The sequence below is a fragment of the Rubripirellula lacrimiformis genome, from assembly GCF_007741535.1.
GTDB lineage: Bacteria > Planctomycetota > Planctomycetia > Pirellulales > Pirellulaceae > Rubripirellula > Rubripirellula lacrimiformis.
The window spans coordinates 8131763-8153659 of sequence record NZ_CP036525.1 but is presented as its reverse complement, the minus strand read 5'-3'; the positions used below and the strand labels follow the sequence as shown (position 1 = coordinate 8153659).

General features: G+C 59.0%; 13 protein-coding genes. 9 read left to right on the top strand and 4 right to left on the bottom strand.

The window, feature by feature from the left end; all coding sequences use genetic code 11:
• Positions 1–37: 37 nt before the first annotated feature.
• Entirely contained in the window at positions 38–2185 is a 2148-nt protein-coding gene (locus tag K227x_RS28485) for a DUF5722 domain-containing protein (protein ID WP_145176110.1), read from the top strand.
• 100 nt (positions 2186–2285) lie between these two features.
• On the opposite strand, the gene K227x_RS28480 is transcribed toward K227x_RS28485, so the two are convergent.
• Genes K227x_RS28480 through K227x_RS28470 form a run of 3 tightly spaced genes read right to left on the bottom strand, consistent with a single transcriptional unit; the run spans position 2286 to position 9043 of the window.
• Positions 2286–3914 carry a DUF4153 domain-containing protein gene (locus K227x_RS28480; RefSeq protein ID WP_145176107.1) on the bottom strand — a complete coding sequence of 543 codons (1629 nt, stop codon included), beginning with the start codon at positions 3912–3914 and terminating at the stop codon, positions 2286–2288.
• A 54-nt stretch (positions 3915–3968) separates the two neighbouring features.
• Positions 3969–5438 carry a DUF7133 domain-containing protein gene (locus tag K227x_RS28475; RefSeq protein WP_145176104.1) on the bottom strand — a complete coding sequence of 490 codons (1470 nt, stop codon included), beginning with the start codon at positions 5436–5438 and terminating at the stop codon, positions 3969–3971.
• 23 nt (positions 5439–5461) lie between these two features.
• A complete protein-coding gene (locus tag K227x_RS28470) occupies positions 5462–9043 on the bottom strand; it encodes a family 16 glycoside hydrolase (RefSeq protein ID WP_145176101.1) in 3582 nt (1193 codons plus the stop codon).
• 219 nt (positions 9044–9262) lie between these two features.
• Between K227x_RS28470 and K227x_RS28465 the strand changes: the two genes are divergently transcribed.
• The 8 genes from K227x_RS28465 (at position 9263) to K227x_RS28435 (ending at position 20447) form a co-directional block, all read left to right on the top strand.
• Complete coding sequence (locus K227x_RS28465) at positions 9263–11809, top strand: hypothetical protein (protein WP_145176098.1); 2547 nt, start codon at positions 9263–9265, stop codon at positions 11807–11809.
• A 65-nt stretch (positions 11810–11874) separates the two neighbouring features.
• On the top strand, positions 11875–13572 hold the full coding sequence (locus tag K227x_RS28460) for an Hsp70 family protein (RefSeq protein ID WP_145176096.1): 1698 nt from the start codon (positions 11875–11877) through the stop codon (positions 13570–13572).
• 194 nt (positions 13573–13766) lie between these two features.
• Complete coding sequence (locus K227x_RS28455) at positions 13767–14363, top strand: hypothetical protein (protein WP_145176093.1); 597 nt, start codon at positions 13767–13769, stop codon at positions 14361–14363.
• A 133-nt stretch (positions 14364–14496) separates the two neighbouring features.
• Positions 14497–15885 carry a sodium:solute symporter family protein gene (locus K227x_RS28450; RefSeq protein ID WP_315854368.1) on the top strand — a complete coding sequence of 463 codons (1389 nt, stop codon included), beginning with the start codon at positions 14497–14499 and terminating at the stop codon, positions 15883–15885.
• A complete protein-coding gene (locus K227x_RS31495; protein ID WP_261343418.1) occupies positions 15885–16010 on the top strand; it encodes a hypothetical protein in 126 nt (41 codons plus the stop codon). The genes K227x_RS28450 and K227x_RS31495 overlap by 1 nt, the downstream gene beginning before the upstream one ends.
• Positions 16011–16015: 5 nt before the next feature.
• Complete coding sequence (locus tag K227x_RS28445; RefSeq protein WP_145178581.1) at positions 16016–17098, top strand: aspartate/ornithine carbamoyltransferase family protein; 1083 nt, start codon at positions 16016–16018, stop codon at positions 17096–17098.
• 86 nt (positions 17099–17184) lie between these two features.
• Positions 17185–19104: an asparagine synthase (glutamine-hydrolyzing) gene (gene asnB / locus K227x_RS28440; RefSeq protein WP_145176090.1), complete on the top strand. Its 1920-nt coding sequence runs from the start codon at positions 17185–17187 to the stop codon at positions 19102–19104.
• Positions 19105–19211: 107 nt separating this feature from the next.
• Positions 19212–20447: a Zn-dependent hydrolase gene (locus K227x_RS28435; RefSeq protein ID WP_145178579.1), complete on the top strand. Its 1236-nt coding sequence runs from the start codon at positions 19212–19214 to the stop codon at positions 20445–20447.
• Between the two features lie 463 nt (positions 20448–20910).
• Here the strand turns inward: K227x_RS28435 and K227x_RS28430 are convergent, their stop codons facing one another.
• Positions 20911–21405, bottom strand: coding sequence for a toll/interleukin-1 receptor domain-containing protein (locus K227x_RS28430; protein ID WP_246146355.1), 495 nt, complete (start codon positions 21403–21405; stop codon positions 20911–20913).
• Positions 21406–21897 lie beyond the last annotated feature (492 nt).

The window sequence follows — 21897 nt, the reverse complement described above, 5'->3', positions numbered from 1 at the left end:
CGCGTCTCGCCGGCGCATGCATGCAGGTGATTTTGCGATGACCAATCCTACGTTTCGATCGACCTTGGGGATGGCTGTCTTGGCCGCTTGGGGTGTGCTTGTTTTGGCAACCGATGGCTATGCCGTCCAGTGGGAGCGGTTGCCTGGCCTGGATCATGATGTGGATGTGCGGGCGTTGGACGGCGATTCCGATGGAATCGGAAATGACAACGATCGCCAAGCCCGGGCGGGTTGGGAAATCACCACCACCGGCAACGATCCCTACATCGTCGGTCGTTTGTCACAGCCTTTAAAGCCCGAACATCAAATATTGCAGTTCGACTATTTCTGTCCCGATGGCGTGCGAAACATGTCGGGGTTCTACGGACCGGGGATACGCAGTGTCGACAGTTTTGACCTGCCGCCTTTGGATGTTGCCGAGGGATGGGTGACCTATCGGGCACGGTTGCCCGACGCGGGCCAGCGAGTCTTGGCCGGCCGCGCGACGCAGCTGCGTCTGGATCTTGGGATTCAGGCTGGCGTGCGGCTTCGAATTCGCAATCTGGTCGTGCGAGTTGCTACCGACATTGAAAAGCTGGCAGACGCGCAGCGGCAACTGGATCGGCAAGCCAAACTGGAATTTGCCGATCAATTACGCCAGGACCGCGAACGTGACTACCCGATGTCGATCGAAGACGTCGTCGTCCGCGCCGACACGATCCGCATCCGTGGCCAAGGACAAGCACCGGTCGACGCCGCGGTCCGTTTGGTTGAACGACCGCTTCACCTGATCGGCCGTGCGGATCAGCGAACCACAGACCTGGGGCCGGTCGTGTCATCGCAGGGACCAGCGGGCCATTTCGACATCGAGGTACCCCGGATCGTCGATGGACGCGACCGGTTTCATAGCGCGTGGCGTTTGATCGGTCAGGCGGCGGATGCAACGGCCGGGTCGGGGCGGGCGTTGTCGTCCAGAGCGTACGCCACCAAGATTGAACCGGTCGACGACGACTATGCCGATGCCAGACCGATTCCGTCATCCCAAAAAGGGCTTAGCGGTTTCAGCCGGCGTGGTCCCGAAAGTGATCTGGTTGATTTGGGAATCGATGCGGTCACGATCAATGTTTTGCTGAGCCGGTTTGTGACTTCATCAGGCGGTCCCGGTCGCCAACGGATCGCTGCGCCAGGCGACCCTGTCTACTTTGATTCACGTCCCTTCGGCGATCTGGATCCGCTGATCGATTTTGCGTGTCGGTCGCAGATGGTCGTGTCGGCGATCTTGTTGATCCCCACGCCACGCCAAGCGTCGGCCAATGCACCACTGGTTCATCCGGACTGCGATGGTGGCACCTACGCGATGCCGGACTTGACGACCGACCGTGGGGTGGCGATCTATGCCGAAGTGCTGCGGCGGTTGGCGGATCGTTATCGTCATACCGGTCGGGCTCCGGGAGGCATCACCAACTGGATCGCTCATAACGAGATCGACTTCCACACGGTGTGGACCAACATGGGAAGACAGCCGCGTGAACTGGTCATCGAAACCTACTATCGATCGATGCGGATGATTCACAATGCGGCCGTCCAGTCCAACCCACACGCTAGGGTTTTCGCATCCCTGACCCATCACTGGAACGTGCCGGACGACGGTCAATGGAAACAGTTATCGCCCAAGGAAGTGATCGAAGGATTGCAGCATCGCAGTCGTGTCGAAGGCGATTTTGCGTGGGGTGTGGCCTACCATCCCTATCCTCGAAGCCTGTTTGCCCCGGTCGCTTGGAACGACGTTGCCGAGGCACCCGGCGAGGTTCGCGATGATCTGGACACGCCGCTGATCACCATCGAAAACTTGGAAGTCTTGGTTCGGTTCCTGCGTCAGCCATCGATGTTAGGCACGCGCGGGAACGTCCGCCCGGTGATCCTTAGCGAACAGGGATTCCACACCGACGACCGACCGGATGCACAGGACCGTCAAGCCGGATCGCTGCTGTACGCGATGCAAAAGGTGCGGAGTTTGCCAATCATCGAATCGTTCCTGTATCACCGTTGGATCGACCATCCACAGGAAGGCGGACTGATGTTGGGACTGCGTGGGTTGCCTTCGAAGCAGCATCCCTACGGCGAAAAAAAGAAGTCATGGTACCTGTATCAAGCATTCGGTAGTCCCCAGGAAGCCACCGTCGCAGCCGGGCTGCCCCATCCGTAGGACGGCCTTTTCAGGCCGTTTGTCTTCGCAGGGAAAACCCCCGACGGCCTGGAAAGGACGTCCTACTTTTCGATGATCGATGGGATCCGGCCGCAATGAATCAGTACCACTGCATCGCGTATTCTTCGAACCTTCTGATCGCATCGCTTCGCTTGTCATGGGATTCGAACTCGGACCACTTCGACGCGTTGGCGGCCAGCTGATTGCGCAGCCAGCTTTGGCTGCCCTGGTAAGCGGTCCAGTGGGCGCCGCCGTGCTGGCGTGCCAAATACTGTAGTCCTGAGTGTCGCTGGGCCAGGATCGCCAACACGCCTTCGCGGATGATTTCGTCTTCGCAGTCGACCAGGTCCAGCAGCGGTGCAACTCCCTCGTCGTTGGTTGGTTTGACGGCGATCATGACCGATGGAGGCAAATAGCCTTGGGCAACACGGGATGCGTTGTATCGGCTCGTCACGTAGTCGACCGGAAAGACGCTGTAGGCGATGATCGTCAACACCAAGGCGACCAACTGAGTTCGGATCAGCCACCAGAAATTACGACCACGGCGGATCTTGTACAGCACCAAGGCAAAACCGATCACCACCAGCGTGATGCCAAAGAATCCAACGGTTCGCATCTGCGTCATCCCGTTATAACCAACGTAAATCAACAGTCGGTTGTAGACGGCGACGGCCAGCAACAAGTTGGCGCCTGACCAAACCCAGGTCAGCCGTTTCAGCGAAGCGAGGCGCGGATCGGCCAGGATCGATCCACGAAAGATCAGCGATAGCATCCCCGTGGCCAACGCCAGTGCGACCGTCAGCCAAGCGGCACCCTGGTGCGCGTATCCGGCGTAATAGAACCCTGCCGGGAATTCGCGTCGCCACAGTGTCAGCCATTCGAAACCAAGGTAGACCGCAAACAACACGATCACGGTCACCAGGGTGTTCCGAAACGCCGCGAACCACGGCGAATGGGTTTGCGAAGACGGCGGAGTCGAATCCGATTTCAAGGTTCCAAACCGGATCAATGGCAATGCGGGACGCATCAGTCCGATGCCGATCAGCAGTGCCGCGATGCAGAACGGAATCTCCCAGGCCGAAAATCGGTTCGCCCATTGAAACAGTCCGTCGATCGCGTCCATTAGCCGTGCGGAAAATCGTTCCAGCAAGTCGGGATTGGCGAACAGGAAGATGGCCCCGAACACGCCTGCCGCCACGATCGGCAGCAGGATCGAAAGCAAACGCTGAGCCACCTTTGCGCCGGCACCGCCACCGAGTTGTTGCGGTAGACGGGACTGTCCCAAGCGAACCGCCCCGTCCAATAACGAACGCGACGCCAGCACGATCCCCTCTAGCACCATCGGAACACTACCTGCCGCGATCATCGAAATCGCAACCACCAAAACGATTCCCGAAACCAGTGTCCATGCCGATCCCAGCCAAATCAAACGAGCCACCACGACCGCCATGATCCCGATCGTCCATCGCGCCGAGGTGCGGGCAAGTAGGTTGGGGAATAGGGCGACGAACAGAATTGGGGCCGCCGCCAGGAACACAGCCGGCCCCGAAAAGCCGACGGCGCGAAAGAGGAACACATCGGCCAAAATCATCCATAAGATGGCCGCCACTATTTCTCGGCCAGCCAACGGCGCCGCGTCGATGCGAACCGAGTCGACGTTGGCTCTATCTACGCTGGCCGTATCGACCGTGGCGGGCTTCGTCGGCTGTGGAACTTCACCCGTTGTCATCGATCGATTCTCCTATGCTTTCCGATAGGGGTACGGGGCCGTTACGTCATTGGTTCAATTACGCAGTTGGTTCACGGTGTAGTAGGCTTCGGCATGCAGCAGCGGGTTTCCGGTTTGGTCGCGAACGCCATCGGCGTGCAGTTCATGGACATGGCCACGTTGCAGGCCATCGATGACCAATCGCACCGATTTCTTATCCGGTGACACGGTGGCCGACTGGATCGTCGGTTCGGTGTGATCGACTTCGGGGCTGCCGTACTGTTCACGATACTCGTACGCATAGGTCGTCATTTTGAAGTGACTTGCATCCGACGCGGTCGCTTCGTCCACGGGGTGCGTGAATGTCAGTTCGAATCCATCGGGCCGCAGTCGCATTTCATGGATCTCGAACGGGACTTTGCCGGTCCAATCCACTCGTTGGACCGCAAAGGGTTTGTTGCCGGTGGATCCCCAACCGCGGTTCGTGCCGCCGACAAACATGGCACCCGAAGGTGTCATTTCGGTGCCCACATTGCCAGATGCGAATCCGCTTAGAAACGGGATGCACGCACCTTGGTAGGTGTCGTTGACCTTTTCCAAGAACACACGCATCAATCGGCTTTGCGTTTGGTCGCTGACGAACATTTGACCTGCGAAGGGGCCAAACTTTCCTGCGCTGGTATCGCATGCGATGCCCGATGCGCTTTTGCCCATCTTGTCGTAGGGGAACAAGATGGCCGGGGGGACGAATTGTTCGATGCGATCGACTTGGATGGGAATGCGACTTCCGCTTTCGGGTGCCAGCGGCTGCGGTCCGATGGCTGATTCGGCAAGTTCGTACCACTTCAACCCGCCGGGGTGCCCCATGAATTTGCCTGACCCCAAGACCTTCAATCCGCAGGTGCCGTTCCAGGGTCCTTGGTTGTCGGTATAGAAAATGTCGCCGGCCAAGTTGGCGCCCATTCCGCCCGGCGAACGCACGCCACTGGACAACGGGATCGTTTCGCCATCCGGTGTGATTTGCATCGCCCAGCCACGGAACGGAACAACGCTGGAAAACGAACCGGTCAAACAAAGGGTGATCGCCAGGTTGCCATCGGCGTCAAACTTGGATCCGAATGCGTATTCGTGGTAGTCACCCGAGATGCCCCAGCCGTCGGCATAAGTCTCGAAGACATCCGCCGATCCGTCGCCGTCTTCGTCCTTCATGCGAGTGATTTCGGGGCGTTGGGTCGCGTACAGCCAGCCGTCTTTTTCGGCCAAACTTAGCGGTTCATGAAGGCCGCGTGCAAACAGACTGAATTGATCGGCCGTGACCTGTTCGGCAAGCGGGTTAGCGATCATGAAGATGTCGCCGCGGCGCGAACAAACCGCCACACGCCCATCGGGCATCCACTGAAAACCGCAGGCCTCGATCACCTCGCCTTCGGGAGTCTCGAAAGTGGTGATCTTGTAATAATCGCTTTCGGTCGGCGATTGAGTGATTCCAAGCGACGGCGCTAGGCAGATAGCCAGCGCAGCGATGGTGAAGTGAATTGATTTCATCGTTCTATCTAAGTGGGGCTGCGTTACCAGCGGATGGTTTCGGTAAAGGTTGTTTTGCTACCAGGCGGAATCGCGATTCGTAGCGATTGGCTGTCGCCGGTAGAGATCAATTCAGGGGACGCGCCGTCGAAGGAAATCGTGGACTGGTTCCCGATTTGGAAACCACCATCGATGGCGGTGATGTCACCGGTGGCGGCTTGCCATACCATGGTTGCATCCGATGGGGACGACGACCGATCAATGGTCACGTGACGGTCGAAACCGGAATCGTCCGGTGTCGGTCGAGGGATCGGTGTGTCGGTGACGGTGACGTCGCCGATGGAATACTGGAACGTTGGGTTTCCGGAACTGTCTAGGCGGTAACCGCTGAACCGATAACCCCGTTGGCGTCCCGGTTGGCTGGGCCAATCGGCGTCGATCGAATCGATGATCGCCAAAGGCGTCGCTGATTCCCATTGGACGATTGAATCGCCCAGCGGTTCCTGGTTCCCCTGACCACGGCCAACCCAGTGTTTCGATGCATCGATGAAACTGTGCCGCCAAATGCGGGCCATCGTCATTGATTCGGCATCCCAAATCAGATTCATGTGATCGGGGTAGGCAACCGCGATGCCACGGCCGCTAAGGCCGACGAAAAAGTTGCGATAGATCAACGGTTTGGATCCGGCGGCCAGGATGATCGCCGACTGTTTCAGGCCGACGGGTTCCTTGGCTTTTTCGCCTTGGCCGAGGTATTGCCACATCGCATCGATCTGCAGTGTAGGGTCGCCGTGGTAGAGGTCGGCAAGCGACGACTTTCCATCCACAAAGCTGTTGGGCATCCGCGTTCCCGGGCGATAGCCCGTCGGGTCCTGTAGGTATCGGTGGAACCATTCCACTCGCAGTCGATTGGTCATCTGCAGCATGTCGATGGCACCGATGCCGCCACCTTTTTCACTGCCAAAGCTGTGGCACTTGATGCACGCCAACCCCTTGTTGCCGACTGCCCGACGCCCGGCGGCCAGTACTTTGGCGGGCGAATCGGTATGTTCGGCTGGTTGCATGTCATCGCGACGATCGATCGCGTTGACATCTTGGTGGAATGATCGAAGTGGTTCGTAACCAAAGGCTGGCATGCGGGTCAGCATGTAGTCGCGAAGATTGGCTCCTTCACCGACGACCTTGGCAAAATATTCGTCGTTCAGTTTATCGCCGACCCCGTCCAGTGCCGGCGGCAATCGGCCTTCCAGCCCCATCTCTGGCGTCGTGGTTTGGAAGATCGCATCGCGCGAGAGTTCTGGGCCGCCAAGTTTGCCGCGTTCATGACAGGCGTAACAATTCAGGGTGGCCATCGTCAGGTGCACGTTGGCGGCGGCGTCGCGTTCGGTCGACGCCGTTTGACCGGCTGACTCCGTTTGACCGGCTGACGCTGGGTGACGCAGGGATTCGATCTTGGCCGTGATGGCGGAAAGCTGGGATAGGTTCAGTTCATAATCCATCGACCCGGCCGGGATGACCTCGGACATGCATCCGCGCCCGATTTGCATGTCGGCCAAGGCCGGCGCCGACAAGGTCGACTTGGGACCATCGTCCAGGGCGTGGCAATTTTTGCAGCCCGAACCTGCGAACCACTGACGGCCCTGGTCCACCAAGGCCGGGTCGACCACAAACTTGCTGGGCAGGAAGTCGACATTGTCCGCGTCCGAGATGACCTGGGAAATGTCGCTGGTGCCAAACTGCGGATCATTGACTTCTAATCGCAATGCCGCTTCGCCGCCGCCGTCAAAGAATTGAACCTCGATCGGGTAAACCCCGGCGGCAAGTTCGTAAGTCGCTTCGGCGGTTTTTTCGGGGTGGATGGAATCGTTGTCCAGACGGTGCCCGTCGATCAGCAGGACGCTGCCGTCATCGCTGGTCAACTTGAACGTGTAATTGCCGTCGGACGCGATCGGAAGTTCTGCTTGGAAGACAACCGCATAGTTGTTCTTTGGCGATATGTCGTCGATTTTCAGTTCGGTGACTTCGTCGGTGGTAACCGGTTCTAGTTGGGAAAAGTCGGGAAGCTTCTTCCAGTTTCCGCGATAGATTTGACGGCGAAAGCGTGCGCTGCCCGGTTGGATGGAAACATCACCGGTCAGGAAGGCGGCAATCGCGAAGGCTTCATCCGGCGAACCGACCAACGCTGGCATGCGGTGCCCGGGCCGAACCGCGTGTGGGTTTTGTAGGAAACGCGCCAAGGACACCAAGGTGTATTTCGATGCCAAGTCACCCAGCGGCACGGAGGTCGACGGGGGCGTGGGGGACCCGTTGAAACTGGGGTGGCATGCGGCACAACCCACGCTGTGATACAGGTGGTCGCCGCGCTGGGCCATCGACTCGGTGGTGGCCCGTTCGATCAAAGTTTCGTTTTGGCTGTCGATCAGGTAGCTGGCAATGGCGGCCGCACGCGCTTGGCGATCTTTGTCATCCATTCCCGGCCATGGATCGGGCATCGTCGTGCCGGGTTTGGTGGCGTGCGGGTTGGCGATCATGGCGACCAGTGCGTCCGCGCGAACCCGGCTGGCGACGTGGCTGAGGTCGGGGCCTTGTTGCTGCGGCAGCGCCGGCGATTGAAGCCCCGCGTGGCAAGCATTGCACGCCAACGAACTGATCAGCAGTTCGCCGCCGTCGGTTGATGGTTGCGGGCTGGCGGCAAAAAATCGTTCGAAACCGGGGACGATCGGTCGGCGGGCTTCTTTTTCGGCATCGCGAGGGATGATCCACAGGTTGCGATAGCGGACCGGGTCGCCGTGGTTCTGCAGAACGATGGGGCCCGGCTGCGGGCCCTCGGGGAACTTCGCGGCCCGCGTTGCACGTGGGACAGCGACATCGTTCTGGACGATGATGCCGTTCAGCCGCACCGTCATGCGGGCGTCGGCGGTTTTCTTGCCCGCGTCGTCAAACCGAGCGGCAGTGAAATCGACATCGTAGGTTTGCCAGGAAAGCGGCGGGAAGCACGCATTGGTGCTGGGGGAACTGATCTCGTAGATGCCACCGGCTTCGTTGTCTTTGCCTTCGAGTCCAAACGAATCCAGCACCTGGGTTTCGTATCGGCCCTGGTGGTAGACACCGCTGTTGCCTCGCTGCTGGCCGCTGGCCTTCGGCATCCAAGGGGTTCGGAATTCCACGTGCAGCTTGTAGTCGCGGAATTTGCGTTTGGTCATGGATCCTTCGGCCAACCAACCTTCGTCGGTTCGGTTGCCGGATTCCCAGTGCTGGTCGATCGAATCGGCGGTTCCATCGAACAGGGCGATCGCGCCCGCCGGTGCGGCAGCGCCCAGCGTCGGGCTGGTGCGATTGATTTTCGCTAGCCCCATCGACTCGGCCAAATCGGCAACGATCTGGCTGTCGCCCTCGATTCGCCGCGGAGGCGTGGTCTTGGCCCCGGCACCCGGCAGACCACCCTCGTAGATCACCAAATCGAACTCGCCGTCGCCAATCGCAACGACCTGCATCCCCGTTTGGTCGCCGACATATTCGCCTTGGACTAGGAAATCAGGATCTGTAACGTCGGCGTTGGCAGACGCAAGTTGGAGTGCAAAGGTGGCTGTGATGGCCAGCCATAGTGCGAAAGTACGCGAAAACATGCAATTTCTGCGATCGGGGAGATACTGGGAGGGTACAAAAGTCTGTCTAACTGGCCAGCCGGCGTGTCCGTGGGTCAGGATGGCCATGATAAGCCACACGATTCGTTCTGTGGCCCCGTCGGGGTACAATTGCTGCCTCGACCGCCCTTCCTTCGGTTTGCGTCAAGTCGTTCCTTTTTTGTTTCATTCGCATCGTCCGAACCGTGCACGACCGCAGGCATGTTTGATCCACTTCACCAATGGCTGGGCATTCCCGCCGCCGACCAGCCACCGAATCACTATCGGTTGCTCGGTTTGGCGATGTTTGAATCCGAAACCGATGTGATCAACGCCGCCGCTGACCGGCAATTGGCGTTTCTGCACAGCATGGCGAATGGGGAACGCGCCGCCGACGCCGAGGATCTGTCCAACCAGGTTTCTGCGGCCCGCCTCTGTCTGGTGTCGCGCCCGAAAAAAAAGATCTATGACGATCGGCTGCGAGCCTTGATCGCGGCGACGGTTGCTCCCGACGCGGCGGCCGACGAATCTTCGCCCTCCGGCGATCCAGGGTTTCTAGCACCCGTGTCCCCCGCCGCCATGGTGACGCCGGCCGCCCCGGTCGCAGCGGCGCACACCGCAACAACACACCCAGCCGAGGCGACGCAAGCCGCAGCGACGCAAGCTCAAACGACGGGTCAACCGGTTTCGATCGCAACCCAAGATCGCACCCTGCGCCGCACCGATCGCCAACGTCGTCGCCGATCCGGATGGAACTACTTTCACTACTCGTCCATCCTGATGATCGTCGTGATGGCGTTGATTGGGATCGCGGTGAAGCGAAACCTGTTGACTTTGTCATTGGATCGGTTCGGGATCGATTGGTCAGAGAACGATCGGGCCGAACAGGTCGATCCGGCCAACGTTGTTGGACCGACGGGCGTGTCACCGATGGTGTCGTCCGCTCCGTCGCCAGCTGGGATGGGGCCAGCTGAAATGTCGCCGGCTGAAATGGGGCAGCAACCGAACGACGCAGCGCCAGAAAATTCGGTGTACCGGCCCACCACACCATCGGCCGGAGCTGCCGGTCGAATGAACGCAGCCGCTGGAACAAACGCTGCGGGCCGAACAAACACAGCGGGCCGAACAAACGCTGCGGGCAAAATGAATGCAGCGGCAGAGCGGTCCGAAGCCGGTCCGATGGACACCGCAAATTCGGTTCCCACCGACGCTGCCAACTCCGGCATGATGATGGCCGCGGCCGCCGCTGTGGACGATCCCGAGGCGATTGCCGACGATCTGCCGCCCATCCCGATGGGGCCTGAATTGGCCAGTGCGATGGAACTGGTCAGCGATCTGTACAAAGATCAGTACAGTGCAGCCAACACGGCGGCAGAGAAACTGGCGTTGGCCCAGCAGATGTACCGCGATGGAATCGAAACCGCCGACGATGCTGTTGGGCGTTTCGCACTGTGGACCGTCGCGCGAACGATCCATGCAACCGCAGGCCGGTTCGGCGATGCGATCCAAATCGACGAAGCGATTGCCAATCACTATCGCGATGTCGATTTGAACCGACGCAGGGTCGAATCGTTGAAGGCCAGTGCCGACGGGATCAGTGGCAGCCAGATGCCGGAACTGGTATCGGTATCGGTCGATGTGATCCGCCGGTTGGCAGCAGAACAGGATTTTGAATCCGCAGCCCAGTTTGGCGACTATGTCCAGCAAACGTTTGGCACGCGGATGACGCGCAACAGACGCAAAGAGTTGACGGCCGCACGTGACGAAGTTGCCGCACTGCAGCAACGGTTCGCTGCCTACCAGGTGGCCGCTGGGGCCTTGGTCGCGACCCCCGAGGATCCCAAAGCGAACCAGACGGTAGGCGCCTATCTGTGTTTGGTCCAACAACGTTGGCAGGCGGGGTTACCGCACTTGGCCGCTGGTCCGGCGTCGCCGGTGACGGCCGCGGCGCAAGCCGAGTTGGCCGCGCAGCAGGACATTCAACAGGCGATCAAGATCGCCGACGTTTGGTACGACCTAGCCCCGCGGATGCCCGATTCGCAAAGCACCGACGCCGTGCTGCGGCATTCGCTGCATTGGTACGACGCGTCCCAGAGTGTGGTTGTGGGGTTGGAACGCAAGAAGGTCGAATTGCGTCTGGCAGAACTGGAACAACGTTTCCCCGATCGGCTGCCCGGTGATGGCGAAGCGACTGTGTTCGAAGGCATGGCGGCGGCCAATCCAGACGGTGGCGTCAATTTGGACCCGTCGCAGCCCGCCGCGGGGCCGGCGATGTCTGACCAACCCGAGATCATCGGGCGAAAGTGGCGAACCGGAAGCGATTCGCGTCGTGACTATGCTTCGGTCGATGACCAGACTTTGGTGGTCGGGATCGGGCGACGCCCGGACGGCATCGGCCAGGCCGAAGCCGGGGTGGAACTGCGCGGTGTGAAGGTTCTGACCGTCGATGGCAAATCGTCTCACAAAGAAATGGCAGCCGACGACGCGTATGCCAAAAGCGGGTTCGTCGTCGACTATCACACCGCCGAAGGTTATTCGCGGCGAGTCTTTCTGGGGCTGGGGTTGAAACCGGCTCGCGAATTCACCGCGATGCCGACCTGGGGCACGGCAACGAAGCCCACGTTGGTGACTGACATCGGGAGATCCGATTCGTACCGCATCGACTTGGCTCGTTGGGCGCCACCCCAATGGGATGGTCAGTGCTGGTTCACTCTGCTGATTCAAAACGTGGGAACTGATCGAACGCTGACTGCGACGTTATCATGGTGACGTTGATCGCCGGGCATGCTCGGTGGATCTGTTGATCGAAATCCAACGAACTTCGAGCTCGACCCTTGTCTGTCGATAACACGCCTGCTGGTAACGCATCCGATGAACGCCCCGCTGTTTCGCGATCGCCGATCGTCGGAATCGACTTGGGGACGACGCGCAGCGTGATCGCGTGGGTGGATTCGTCGGGCAAACCGGTCACGATCTTTAGTAGCGAGGGCGAACCGACCACGCCGTCGGTTGTGCTGTTTGAAAGTGATGGGGTCACGGTCGGCAAGGAAGCCCTGAAGGCGTTGCAGGTATTGCCCAATCAGGTCGCGACCTTTGCCAAGCGAGAGATGGGCAATGTTGCCTATTCGCGCGAAATCAATGGCACGAACTATCCGCCTGAATTGATCCAGTCATTGGTGTTGGGCAAACTGCGGCGGGACGCCCAAGCCAGGTTGGGAATGCCGGTCACACAGGCCGTGATCACCGTTCCGGCCTACTTCAACGAACCCAAACGACGATCCACGATGGATGCCGGTCGGTTGGCGGGATTGGACGTTCGCGCGGTGATCAACGAACCGACCGCAGCGGCGATCGCCTATGGGGTTGATAAGCAAAGTCAGGCCACTGGCCCGATGACGATTCTTGTCTATGACCTGGGTGGCGGGACCTTCGATTCATCGTTGGTGCGGATCAACGGACGCAAATTTGATGTGATCGCGACCGATGGCAACGCGATGCTTGGTGGGATGGATTGGGACAAGTGCCTGGCTCGCTGGATCGATCAGGAGTTCGCCATCGCCCATGGCTTTCATCCGTCGTCCTTGCCCGGCGGCGACGCGCTGCTGTTACGCGAAGCGGAAGAACTCAAACACACCCTGACCAGCCGCCGCAGCGCCGATGTGCGAGTCGTCTTTGATGGTCGATCCCTGCAGACCAAGATGACGCGTGATGACTTCGAGGAACTGACGGCACACCTGTTGGATCGAACCCGGTTCACGATCGCCAAGTTGGTGGAAGATTCTGGGATCTCGTGGATCGAGGTGGACCGTATTCTGATGGTCGGCGGATCGACTCGCATGCCGCAGATCCACCAGATGTTGGCGAAGGAAACGGGGATTGAACCAGAGTCGACGATTTCGGCCGACGAAGCGGTGGCCCATGGCGCTGCGTTGTTCGCGATGACACTTCTGTCGCCACCGCAGCCTGCGTCGGCACCCGCCAAGCCATCGGCGCAGGGCACCGCCCAACCGGTCTCGCCCGATGTGAACATCCGGCCGACATCGAATCGGCCGTTCGGAGTCGTGGGCAGTCAGGGAAGTCGATCGAACCTGTCGTCGGGCGTTCAGGTGACGGATGTAAACGCCCATCATTTGGGAGTCATCGGTGTCGACAAAAAAACCGGTCAACGAGTCAACCACATCATGATTCGTCGCAACACACCGTTGCCGGCCGCTCGGGTGTCGCGGTTCGAAACCAACACCGACAACCAACCCAACGTGGTGGTGGAAGTGGTCGAGGGCGGTGACGCGATGGGTGCCCACGCGACGGCGATCGGGCGCTGCGTGGTCGACGGGCTGCCGCCTCACTTGGCCGCCGGCACGCCGGTCGACGTGGCATTTCGGTATGACGCCGACGGCATCATTCACGTCGAGGCGTCGCTGCCCCGCAGCGGCCAAAAAGCCAGTTTGACGATCAATCGCGCCGCCGACCCCACCGAAGAGGAACGCGATGCGATGCAGGATATTTTGGCGGAATTGGGGCTGGATGACTAAGGCGATTGGATTCTTGGTGGCTGAGACGGTCGGTGTGCTCGCCTTGACACCGAACCGATGATTCCCAGCGGGCCGCGGTTTGTCAGGCGTTGGATCTCTGGTAGGCTCTACGCACGGTTGATGACCATTCGTGCTCGGTCGGGCGCAGGCGGAAGGAACGTCCGGCACAGTCACATCAAAACTTGGGAACTGGTTTGCTTTTTTGCCGCCAAGGCATTTTCGCACTCAGTGAACGGTTAGCCGGAGGGCTGATCGGGTCGCTGTTCTTCATTTTTATTCAGGTGCTGCCTGTTTGCGGGCAAGATCCGCCGGTAGAGAATCCACCGGAAACGACAATCGAAAGTCGTGCGGAATCTGCTCGGCAATCCCCCGAACCATCGGTGGGGACGCCATCGATTGCTTTCCAGCAGACCGAGTTTGATTCCGTTCGCGAAGGCTATGTGACGCTTCGCTGGAACGATGTTCTGAACACCGCTGCGGGCCAGGGATCGGACGGTCCCGATGCGCATTACGAGGTCATCGATGCGTCGGGCAATCGGATGTATCGCGGGCAATTTCCCGAGGCGTTCTTGTCCGGATTGCCCAACGGCACGTTCCAGATGCATGTGCGGGCGATCGACAGCGGCGGCAATCTGGTCGCCCAATCGACGGTGCCGGCCGTCGTGCAAGTGGTCCACTGGACGATGACTCAGGCGATGTCATGTTTCGCCGTGGGTGGCTTTGTTTTCTTGGCTTTGGTGTGCGTGATCACCCGCGGGGCGATGGCAACCGGAGTCCGCCGAAATGTTTGATGCAGGTTGCGGGATGATCGACGTTGGCTCCGGTGCGTTGGCAGCGTTTGGGCTGGATCCATTGGGGCAGTATCGAATTGGATCGGGGTCATTGGCGTCGGCGCCGATTCTGACACCCGCCGCTGGCTATTGGATGCTGGGGATTTTTAGCGTCCTGTGGGTCGGTTTGGGAATCTGGTGGGGGCGTCGTGCGACATCCTATGATGGGTTTTCGGTCGCCGGACGCAACGTGGGTTTGGCGTTGGGGACCGCGACGGCGGTAGCCACCTGGATCACATCCAACACCACCATGTTAGCGCCGCAGTTCGCGCTGCAGCTAGGCGTGTGGGGCGCGTTGGCCTATTCGACCGCTAGCTTTGGACTGTTCGCCTTTGCGCCGATGAGCGGGCGGATTCGTCGCTTGATGCCGCACGGCTATACCGCGGTCGAATTTGTGCGGCGGCGATACGGGCCGGTGACGACCGTGATGTTTTTGGTCATATCGCTGTTCTATGCGTTGACGTGGTTGGTTTCGATGTCGATGGCCGGCGGAAAACTACTGCACGTGCTGTCGGGGATTCCCTATCCGGTTGGGATGAGCGTGGTGGTGCTGGTGTGCGTCCTGTACACGCTGTTCGGTGGGATGTACGCGGTGATCGGAACGGACTTTATCCAAAGTCTGATCATCTTGGTCGGGTTGGTCGTCGTGGCGACTGCGGTGCTGTATCAAATCGACATCGCCGATGTTCATGCGCGGCTGCAGGCGGACCGGCCGATGTTGTTGTCGATTGCATTCCCGGCGGCGCTGATGGCGTTGTTCAATAATTTGTTGTTTGGGTTTGGCGAGATTTTTCACAGCAACGTTTGGTGGAGCCGAGCGTTTGCGATGCGAGAAGGCGTTGGCCCCAAGGCGTATGCACTGGGCGGCCTGCTATGGTTGCCCGTGCCGATCGTCGCTGGTTTCCTGGGCTTGGCAGCACCGGCGCTGGGGATCGGGATCAGCCAGCCTGACACGGTCGGGCCGTTGGTCGCAGCGACCTTGTTGGGCTACGGCGGTGCGTTGTTGGTGTTTGTGGTGGTGTTCTGTTCGTTGGCATCTAGCATCGACAGTCTGCTCGCTGCGACGTCGGACTTGATTGTCAACGACATGGTGGAACCATGCCTCGCTGCGGATGTGTCCGACAGCAGCAAGCGACGCTGGTCGATGATCGCGATCGTCGGGCTCGGTTTCACCGCCTGGGTGGTGGCGCTGCCGAACGTGGGCACGCTAGCGACCGTATTGTTTTTTGCTGGGCCGATGGTCGCCAGTTGTATCTGGCCGATTGTTGGCGGACTGTATTGGCGTCGTGCCAGTCCGTTGGCCGCTTCGTCGGCGATGCTTTTGGGCAACGCTTGTGGATTGACGGCGTACTTTACGATCGGGTGGTTCGTTGCTTCGCTGGTGGGCGCGGCGGTGTCCGGGGTGGTTTTTGTCATCGGTATGAAAGTGTCGCCCGGCGACTTCGATTTTGATTCGCTCGCTTCGCCCAAGGCGGAAGGTTGATGGCAATGTTTCCGCTGTGGTTTCTAGAATGGTTGATCATCGGTTCGCTGGTCTTGTGCGGGGCGGGTGCGATGATGTTAGTGGTGTTTTTGATAGTGGATTCCAAGGGCAACAAGATCTGGTGATGACTGTGAACTCACTTTCGAAAAATCAAATCACGACGGCACTTACCGAACGTGCGACCAATTCCAAGGGGCGGCGTCTGTCGCCCGAGTCGCTGTTGGCGATGACCGATGGGAAAGTCGACCGCCCTCCCCTGGACGCGTTGGCCGGGCAATCGATTCTGAATCCTCGTCAATTTGATCGCCGCACGGTGGTTGCGATTTCGCAGTTGGCCGCGATGCTGGAACTGCGAAACGTCGAAATCGATAAACCGCTGGATGGCAAGATCGCGATCACTGCGTTTTTTGAACCCAGCACTCGTACGCGTTTGTCGTTCGAAAGTTCGGTGCAACGATTGGATGGCAAAGTGTTGTCCGTGCCCGATGGGCAGGTCACGGGGATCGCCAAGGGCGAATCGTTAGCTGACATCGGCGAGATGTTCAATACCTACGGCGATGTTGTGATCATGCGACATCCCGATACGGACAGCATTGACGAAATTCGCCGGAATCTGCAGCGGCCGCTGATCAATGCCGGCAACGGTTCGGGGCATCATCCGACTCAGGCGCTGATCGATTGGTACGCGCTGTTGAAGTGGCGACCCGAACTGAGTCTGCCGAATTGCCCACCGGATCGCCGAGTCCATCTGGGGATCATTGGGACGCCCGGATCGATGCGAGCGGTCAAGAGCTTTCTTCGCTTGTCGTTGATGTTTGCCGGTTCGGTCGAACGCATCACTTTGATCTCGGAAATGGCCGACCCGGTTGGCTTGGATTTGACTGAACCGATCGAAGAGTCGCCGATTCCAATCGACATTGTCAACGACGTTCAGGATGTGTTGCCCACTCTGGATGTGGTCTATGTCAACTCGATCGCATTCTTGGGGGATAGCTATCGCAACTTGGACAACCGATTCAAGTTGGATGCCAGCAGTAACTTGAAGTCGGATGCCGTGATCATGCACCCGTTGGCTCGCAACGACGAACTGTCCGAAGATTTAGACGAAACCGATCACAACCTTTATTTCGCACAGGCCGCTGGCGCCGTTTTCGTTCGGCAAGCGGTTCTGACGGCTGTGTTGGACCGGTTGTCACGGATCAGCGGGATCTAAGAAATTAGCCGACGGGCGTTTGCGGCCAGCGGTAGACCCCAGCGATACGATTTTTATTTCAAACGAACAAAGACTGGGACGAATGTATGTGTGGGATTGCCGGGTTTTGGAATCCGTCGCGAACCAATGAACGCCAACTGCGGCACTCGCTTGACCCGATGTTGGATGTGTTGGATCACCGTGGACCGGACGAACGTGGGAGCCGACTGTTTGTCGATCAGGGACTGGCGTTGGGGCACACTCGGTTGTCGATCATCGGGTTGGCCCACGGTCATCAGCCGATCGAAACGGACGACGGTGACTATGCCGTCACGGTCAACGGTGAACTGTATGACTACAAGCGGATCCGGACTCGGTTGGCCTGCAACGCCTATGTGACGAATGCAAAAAGTGACAGTGCGATCGCGCTTCCGATGTACCTGCGTGATGGTTTGTCGTTTGTGCATGATTTGCGAGGCGAGTTTGCCATCGTCTTGTATGACCATCGTGAAAAGCAGTTGGTGCTGATTCGCGATCGTTTCGGCGTCAAACCGCTGTACTATGCGATCAACGATCAGGGCATTGTGTGGGGGTCCGAGGTCAAAGCGATCTTGAAGCACCCCGACGTGGATCCCCGTTTGTGTCCCAAGGCCGCGCTGCACCAGATGATGCAAGTGATGGTCCCCGGTTCCACCGCCTTTGCGGGTGTCGAGGCGCTGATGCCCGGCCATATGTTGGTCGTCAAGCTCCGCGACGGTCGACTGGAAACCAAGACAACCCGTTGGTGGGATCTAGAATTCCCGACGTCTCACGACGGTGCGGCTGATCCGGCGCCCTTTGTGCAAGGCGTTCAAGATCGTCTGATCGATGCCGTGGCAACTCGCTTGGAAGCTGACGTGCCGGTCGGTTGTTACCTATCCGGTGGTATCGACAGTTGTTCGATTTTGGGATTGGCGACCACGTTGCAGCAGTCGCCCGTCAAAGCGTTCACGATCGCGTTCGACAATGCGGAATACGATGAATCGAACATCGCCAAGTTGATGGCCGATCGCACCGGGGCTGAGCAAGAGTTGTTGTTGTTGACCGAAAAGGAGCTCTATGGTCCGGCTTTCGAACGAGCGACCTGGCACGCCGAACGGACGTTCTACAACACGTTGGCAGTCGCGAAGTGGCACATGAGTCGGCGGGTTCGAGCCTGCAACTACAAGGCGGTGATCACAGGCGAAGGGTCGGACGAATTGTTCGGCGGATACCCGTTCTTTAAACGCGATTGGCATGGCCGTGAAGACGACGGTGGCCTGTTCGCAGGTGCACTGTTGGCCGAAGAAGATCAACAGCATCCGGCATGGCAAGATCTGTGTGGGTTCACGCCGTCATGGATTCAGCCTTGGATGCTGACGCTGCAGCGGTTTGGGCCGTTGCTGTCTGGGCCGATGAAAGATCTGCTGGCCCAGTATGACCCGGTCGGCGAAGTGGCCGCCGCCATCGATCCCAACCAGACCCGCGGTCGACACCGATTGGATGTGTCCCAGTACACGTGGTGCAAGACTATGTTGGAGGGACAGATTCTGACCTGGGGTGGCGATCGGATGGATATGGCAAACAGCATGGAAGCACGCCCAGCGTTCTTGGACCACCATGTGGCCGAGTACGCGGTGACGATTCCGCCCGAGGTTCGTATCCGCGGCGGCGTCGAAAAATGGGTGCTCCGCGAAGCGATGGTGAATGTGTTGCCACGCGAACTGTATGAACGCAAAAAGTTCGCGTTCATGGCACCGCCGGCACATACGGATCCGGTCAAGCGTGCCGCGCTGCAAGAAATGATTGACCACTGGCTAACCGAAGACCGTGTTCGCGAAGTCGGGTTTTTCGATCGCGGAACGCTGACCAAGTTCATCCAAGACGCTTGGGTCGAAACCGACGCTGCGGTGGCTCGCCGCAACGATATCGTGATCAATCATGCACTGCAGTTGCACATGCTGCATGGCCAATACGTCGAAGGTCTGCCGCTGCCCACGGTCGACTGAATGAGCGATGATTTGGTAGTGAGATTCGCCAGGATTCCCCGGCGGCAAGAATTGCTGGCGAAAGTCGAACCTAAGGCGGGACTGTGATGACGGATGCAATCGGAGAATTGCGGGTTGATTTGGAACGGATCAAGGCTGACATATTGGAGCTGGCCCAGATCGGACGCTGCGATGAAGATCGCGGCATCTATCGAATGGCGTTCACCGATGCGGACATGGAAGGCAAACGTTGGCTAGCCAGTCGGATTCGGGATGCCGAATTGGACCAGTCGCAAGACGGCGCCGCCAACGTTTCGGGCGTCTTGGCCGGGGCGACGGATCTGCCTCGGATCTTGGTCGGGTCGCATATCGACACGGTCCCCTGCGCCGGTGCCCTGGATGGAACGCTGGGGGTTGTCGTCGGCTTGGAATGCCTGCGCCGGATTCGGGAGACCGGGTACGTGCCTGAGCGAACCTTGGAACTGATCGCGTTCAGTGACGAAGAAGGACGTTTTGGGGGAATGTTTGGTTCCCAATCGGTTTGCGGACAGATCAACCCCGAGTTACTGGCCACCAAGACCGATACCTCTGGTATTCGCTTGTTCGACGAAATGCAGCGGCAAGGGTACGACCCCTTGGCGGCGCTGGACGCGGCACGTGCCGCTGAATCGATCGAGTGCTATGTCGAGCTGCACATCGAACAGGGGCCCGTGCTTGATTCACTGCACAAACAGCTGGGTGTGGTCGACGAGATTACCGGGTTGTTCACTTGGTCGGTGCGGCTGCGTGGGGAAGCCAATCATGCCGGGACCACCCCGATGAACATGCGGAAGGACGCTTTCATGGGGCTAGCCGACTTTGCCCACGAAGTGCCCCGGATCCTGGACGAAAACGGCAGCGACCGCAGCCGGGCAACGATCGGCAAGGCCCAGATTTTGCCGGGGGCAACCAACACGGTGGCCGGGTTGGTGGAATTTTCGTTGGACGTGCGAGACACCTCCGATGTCGTGTTAGAAGAGCTGGCGGCAGCCTTTCGCAAGGCGCTTTCGGCGATCGCCCGGCGTCGCGATTTGATGTTCGAATTTGATCAGAAGAGTTTCATTGATCCGATCCACTGCAGTCCCGATGTCGTCAACCAGATCGCGTCGCAGGCGGATCGCTTGGGCTTGGATGCCCACCGGATGCCAAGCGGCGCGGCGCACGATGCGCAGATCATGGGCGGTTTGGTTCCGGTCGGCATGATCTTTGTGCCCAGCAAAAATGGACAGAGCCATTCGCCTGCCGAGTGGACCGCGTGGAGCGACATTGAAGCCGGTGCCAATGTGATGTTGCACACCCTGTTGAATCTAAGCAGTGGTCGCTGACATGGTCTGCAAGCGGATGAGTAATGCTGGCGTGAGGAGTTTGCTTGGGGGAGAGCGGGACGAGGAGAGGAAGCGGACGAGTGTCGCGAGCGCAGCGAGTTGGTTACGCATCTTGCGGTTCCATCACAGTCGAATCGGGTGGCAAACGTCGGGCACCAAAATCGAAAACCGCGATCCTCGGGTCTTGCGGAGCAATGACGTCAACCACTCGCCATACGGGATTGCCGCACCAAAGACGTCGCCGAACGGTTAAGGCGGAACTAAGGCACCGTGAAAACGCACCTGCATCGGGCCGGCAAGCTGGGGCTGCTGGTTCAGGTGCCACGCAAGGGCTGGCTGGTAAAAAAATATTGAAAACCACCGTGTGTCAGTACTAGCTCAAGCGACGAACGTCAGACCACGCCGGAAAGAGTCAGCATTGCCCAATCGTTGCGCTTGCGTCCTTCGGTGGATGTCATTAATTTCATGCCATTGCCGGTTCAGCGATAAGGCCGTCATCGACCGTCACCAATTCAGCTAGCTTGGTCGCGATCTCGTCAAGCGTTTCTTCGGCTGTGTCCAAGCCACTCCGTGAGCCAAGAAGTGGACTCACGTCTCGGAGCGCGTCGTAAGTCGTGTTGTGAAGGATGGGAACTAGAAGGTCACGAGCCAGTAAAGCGGAAAGCTCTTTCTCTGCAATCCCCGCACCGTCTATGCGTTTTAAGAATGCGGGCGTGACCAAGACGATTCCGACTCGAGATTTTGCGAGTCCCTTGTCAATTTCGCGAAGCAAAGGCGAGCCGAGGATGACATCTTTTTCGCTGAACCAGACGGAAACGCCAAGAGTCTCCAGGCGATCGTGAAGGTCTTTAGCCGCGTCTTTTCGATCATCCCAAGCATGGCAAAGAAAGACGTCCCGAAGGTCAGGCAGTGAAGCTCGCGTTTCAACGCTTTCTCGGATAGGAGTTAGCGTCTGCATCTGTGCAGAGGTGTAAACCACCGAAGAACCGGAACGTGACCATCGCGGACGCCTGGCAGTGGAGCGACCACCGCTACTCCGGCCGCGGGCATTTGTACTGTAACCACCGGAGCCACCCGAATTCGAGAAAGACGGTGTATAGGAAGAGTACGATCCGTAGCTACCAGACCGCCCTCCACACGCTGGGCAATTCGCTGCCGCAGCAGCCGACCGATGGCCATTTACCGGTGCCGTACATCTAGCCATAGCATCATTCTCCGTTTCATAGATGTTAGGAAGCCGACTGCCAATGTGACACGCACGGCCTAAGGAATTGTTTGCTAGCGATTTCCGTGCCGGCTTACATGGCTCAAGTGACACAAATGAATCGACGGAATTTGTCTGCTGGTTCACGTTCCGCGTCGCGGCTGGTTGGTGCCGGCGACCGCCGAATGAATCGTCCTGCATCTTTGTCCGGAACTTTTCTGACGACCTCAACGCCAATCCGTTGCT

Excerpts from the sequence above, each read along its gene's own strand:
- K227x_RS28475 (WP_145176104.1), bottom strand. The coding sequence starts at position 5,438 with ATGAAATCAATTCACTTCACCATCGCTGCGCTGGCTATCTGCCTAGCG.
- asnB (WP_145176090.1), top strand. The coding sequence starts at position 17,185 with ATGTGTGGGATTGCCGGGTTTTGGAATCCGTCGCGAACCAATGAACGC.
- K227x_RS28430 (WP_246146355.1), bottom strand. The coding sequence starts at position 21,405 with ATGCAGACGCTAACTCCTATCCGAGAAAGCGTTGAAACGCGAGCTTCA.
- K227x_RS28480 (WP_145176107.1), bottom strand. The coding sequence starts at position 3,914 with ATGACAACGGGTGAAGTTCCACAGCCGACGAAGCCCGCCACGGTCGAT.
- K227x_RS28465 (WP_145176098.1), top strand. The coding sequence starts at position 9,263 with ATGTTTGATCCACTTCACCAATGGCTGGGCATTCCCGCCGCCGACCAG.
- K227x_RS28450 (WP_315854368.1), top strand. The coding sequence starts at position 14,497 with ATGCTGGGGATTTTTAGCGTCCTGTGGGTCGGTTTGGGAATCTGGTGG.
- K227x_RS31495 (WP_261343418.1), top strand. The coding sequence starts at position 15,885 with ATGGCAATGTTTCCGCTGTGGTTTCTAGAATGGTTGATCATCGGTTCG.
- K227x_RS28470 (WP_145176101.1), bottom strand. The coding sequence starts at position 9,043 with ATGTTTTCGCGTACTTTCGCACTATGGCTGGCCATCACAGCCACCTTT.
- K227x_RS28485 (WP_145176110.1), top strand. The coding sequence starts at position 38 with ATGACCAATCCTACGTTTCGATCGACCTTGGGGATGGCTGTCTTGGCC.